2 protein-coding genes are annotated in these 3,960 nt (G+C 67.1%); both read right to left on the bottom strand.

The genetic code is table 11. The features are described from left to right. Positions 1-129: 129 nt before the first annotated feature. Positions 130-2,556, bottom strand: a complete 2,427-nt coding sequence (locus ACIBX3_RS61090) for a tyrosine-type recombinase/integrase (protein ID WP_397130009.1) — start codon at positions 2,554-2,556, stop codon at positions 130-132. Then, positions 2,553-3,770, bottom strand: coding sequence for a tyrosine-type recombinase/integrase (locus tag ACIBX3_RS61085; protein ID WP_397130008.1), 1,218 nt, complete (start codon positions 3,768-3,770; stop codon positions 2,553-2,555). Before ACIBX3_RS61085 ends, ACIBX3_RS61090 begins: the two co-directional genes overlap by 4 nt. Between the last annotated feature and the right edge of the window lie 190 nt (positions 3,771-3,960).

Genomic DNA, 3,960 nt, shown 5'->3' with positions numbered 1-3,960 from the left:
TGGTCTTAACCGAAATGATCTTGAAGCTCTCTGGCATGTCGGATGGCGGGAGCAGCTCACGCTTCGTGACCGGGAAGAATCTTGGTTCTGTGGTCGCGGTGGGCGTGTCTTCTCGGTGGCGGGATCCCTTCAGGAGTCTGGGCTGGATCGGCCGGCGTCGGGCCGGAAGTCGGGCATGCCGAGATGGACGGTCGTGTGCTTGGCGGCCAGCTGCTGCATGGAGGTGAGTTTCTGTTCGGCTGCGGCGAGGCTGGCCTGGATGGCGGCTACTTCGCCGAGCCAGCCCTGCTCGTTGGCCTCGTTGAGGCGGTCGAGGAGGTTGGTGTGGATCTCCTGCAGGCGGGGCATCTGGGCGGGGTCAGGTAGAAGTTGCGGGCAACGAACGCATGCGTGCTCGTGAGCACATGGGGTTCCGAAGTCGCGGGTGCAGATGCCGAGGGCGACCTTGCGGAGCTCGAAATGGCCGAGGAATTCCTGCCATTCCTCGGGTGTGATGTCCCGGTATTCCTCGCTGGGCCGCAGGGACCGGCGGCGGGCGATGAAGGCCCGGTGGTGGGAGATGACGTCCTCGGGGTAGATCGCGGCGTATCCCATCGTGGTGTCGAGAACCTGGTGACCGGCGATCTTCGCAGCGATGTGCGGCGGGAGCCCGGACCGGATGGCATCGGTCAAGAAGAGCCTCCGGAAGTCGTGCGGGGTGAACCTGAGCGGCTGTCCCGCGACGTCGGTCAGTCCGCTCGCTTCGACCGCCTGGTCCAGGGCCTTCTGCACGTACTTGCGTGACATCGAGCGCTGCTCGGGCCCGTGCCGCCGCTGGAACAAGAACGGCATCGGCGCGCTCCAGGTCCGTTCCATGGTGTCGTAGGCCGAGACCAAGGGCATGGCGGCTTTCCCTGCCCTGACCCGGTGGATGATCGCGGTCAGCACCTCGCCGAGTTCCGGGGAGACCAGCAGCAGGCGCTCCATGTCGAGCTTGGAGGGTGCGACCTGCAGCATCGGGACGATCTCGCCGGTGGTCGGCAGGGTGTAGGCGACGAAGCTGTGGTGAGTCAGTTCCAGCATTTCCTCGTGGCGAATGCCGGTCAGTCGCAGGACTTCCACGATCGCCCAGCTCCAGAACACTCGGGTCTCCTCGCTCGCGAGATCGATGCGATGGCCGGTGTCGACGTTCTGGATGTAGACGCATCCGGTTGACCCTCCGCCGCGGCGCAGGTAGGTCTGGCCGTCCAGGACGAACTCGGTGCCCGCGGGGATGCCGCGCCCGGCGGCGAGCCGGCGGACCGCGTCGCGGCGTTCCTGCTCGACGGTGGCGACCAAGGTGGGCAGCACGGGGAGCTGGGTTCGGGTGCGCTGATCCATGTCTGCTTTGCGGCGGCTGCGGGCTTTGACGTGGGAGGTCTCGTTGACGCGGACCGGTGATGGCGCCACCCATGGGCCCCAGCGGGCGGGGTCGTCCGCTGCCCAGCGTGCGAGGTCCTGGTAGAAGCACCGGACGGTGTTGAGCACGATGTGGACGTTGATCCGAGGACGGGCGGGGTTGCGGCCTCGGGCGGGGACGACGCTGACGCGCTCCTTCCATGCCGCCGCGGTCGGGGCGTCCAGGCGCAGGGAGCTGATCCCTGGGTTGTGCTGTTCGAGGTCTTTCCAGAACAACAGGCCAAGCGAGCGGGCCATGTCCTCCAAGGTGACGTAGTCGACGTCGACGGTCCGGTCGGTCAGGTAGTCGACCAGCAGGTCCCGGATCGGCTTGAAAGCGATCTCATGCTTGTCGATGAGTTCGGCGGGGCTGAGCTGGCCGATCACCATGACGGCCTTCAGTCTGGGCGGAGCACCTGCTCCGAACACGCCGGTCTCGGCGAGCAGCGCATAGTAGAAGTGCTTGCCGTGCTGACCGGCGCATTGGTGCGCGCCGATCGCATCCTGCAGCTCGACGCAGTCCCCGATCGTGATGTCGCGGATCAGCCCACCCTTGCGGATCATGATCCAGGTGATCCTGTTCAGCGCTTGCGCTCGGTCGGCTACTCCGTGGCGGCCGGTGGCTTCGCAATGAGCTTGGAGGGCGGCGAATCCGTCGGGGTCTGTGGCTCGGCGGAACTGGGCCAGGAGTTGGGCGGGGATCAGCCGCAGGAGCCACCGGTAGTTCGGGCGGAGGACCTGCCCGCCGAGCAGCGGGATCATTCCGCAGGACAGGTCGATCGTGTCGTATTTGCGAGCGCGGTCCCGGGCCGCCAGCCACTCCAGGGGGACTCGTTTCCAGTCCCGTCCGGCCTCTTCGACCCCGCTGGCCAGCCACCGCTCTTGCCAGGTGTCGCCGGGCTGAGCTTCGAGCCAGTCCAACAGCTTGATCAGCCCGCGCTCGCGCGACCTGAGGTTGGCGTCGCTGTTCGCGGAGAACGGCAGTGCCAGGGTCCGCTCGATGATCGCCTCACGCGTCTCGCGGGTCTGCCACCACACCAGGTCAGCGGTTCTTACTTGAGAGTCTGCCGGAACATGGCGATGGTCATTCGCCCACCGGCCGCCACGAGCTGTCGCGAGCTGCAGCAGGTCCGTCGTCACGCCGGATCGCCTCCCAGCGGAGCCGCTCCGAACAGGGTCTGCAGAACCTCCGGCCGATAGCCGGGTGCTGGCGTCCGCGGCAGCACGGCCTGGGAGGCCTGCCTGGCATGATGCGCCAGGACCTGCGGGACGACCTCCGCGACGGTCGGCGCGGTGTAGAGCTCCGTGGTCGTGATGTGAGCGTGCCCAAGGACCCATTGGACGTCAGCGAGGGTCAGATGCGGGTCCGCGAGCATCCGTTTCGCGGCACTGTGCCGGAGATCATGGAGCGTCCAGTTCGAGCCGAGGGCGGCGTTGGCCTTGTTGAAGACCATCCTGGCGGCGTCGTACTCGAGCCGGCGGAACGGCCGGCGCAGAGTCCACCACAACGGATCGTCGGGTCCGGCAGGGACAAGGTCGCGGGTCTCCTGCTGATACAACCTCAACCACACGAACGCATCCGTCGAGGCGGGCAGCTGCTGCAGGGCGCGGCTGCCCTTGCGGATCACGCCGATCAGCTGGTCTTCGGGGGCGACGAGCCGGCGGGTCACACCCAGCAGCTCAGAGGCGCGGGCGCCGGTCGAGATATAGAAAGCGATCAACGCTCGGTCGCGGTGCGTCGTCAGCGCCGCGAACAGATCGTTGAACGCCCGGTCGGGGATGCTGCGCGGGATCCGCTTGGGCTCCTTGGGCTGGTACTCCGCCCGACGGAACGGCCGCCGGAACGGCTGCATCGGATTGTGGTGGGCGTTGAGGTCCTCCTCGCCGCTGCGGCTCTTGGGAAACGGGTTGACCAGCGGCCGGCCATGCATCTCACGGTGATACTCATAGAAACTCCGCACAGCCGCTCTCGCGTGACGACGCGTGCGAGCCGCATACCGCTCACCCGGCGAAGCCTTGCCCGTGACCGGATTGACCGTTCCCGGCCTGGGCGCGTCCGGGCGGCGGCTCCGGGCTGGCTTCTTCACCATCTTCAGCCGCAGCGCGAAGTCCCGGGCCTCCGCCCGCCCCGCCAGATCCCATGCAACCCCGACCGCGGCCAGGAACCGGAACCATCCCAGAAGCTCATAGGCGTACGAGCGCAACGACGCCGGGCTCGCGTCGTCGGCGAGCATGTGATGCAGAAACTCGGTGACCGCAGCCACCTCCACGCCTTCGCCGTCGATCAACCGGAACGGCCTCAACGGCTCGCCCGTCTCCTCCACCCGGCCGGCCCGTGGCACCACCAGGGCCACCACATCCCGGATCTCCCCGTCCTTCTCCGCCACCACTACTACCTCCTCGAATCACTCCAGACTCGAGATGACAGCAGAACCCCGACCCCCGCGGAGAAGCCCGACAGAACCTCGACAGGAGCCCATGGTCACTGTCCGTCGACCTACTCGTTGACCAGGGGGAACCCTGCGGTATTTCGGTCAACGGGTC

It is taken from the genome of Nonomuraea sp. NPDC049480 (assembly GCF_044465905.1).
Lineage (GTDB): Bacteria > Actinomycetota > Actinomycetes > Streptosporangiales > Streptosporangiaceae > Nonomuraea.
This window is presented reverse-complemented; position numbering and strand designations above follow the sequence as displayed.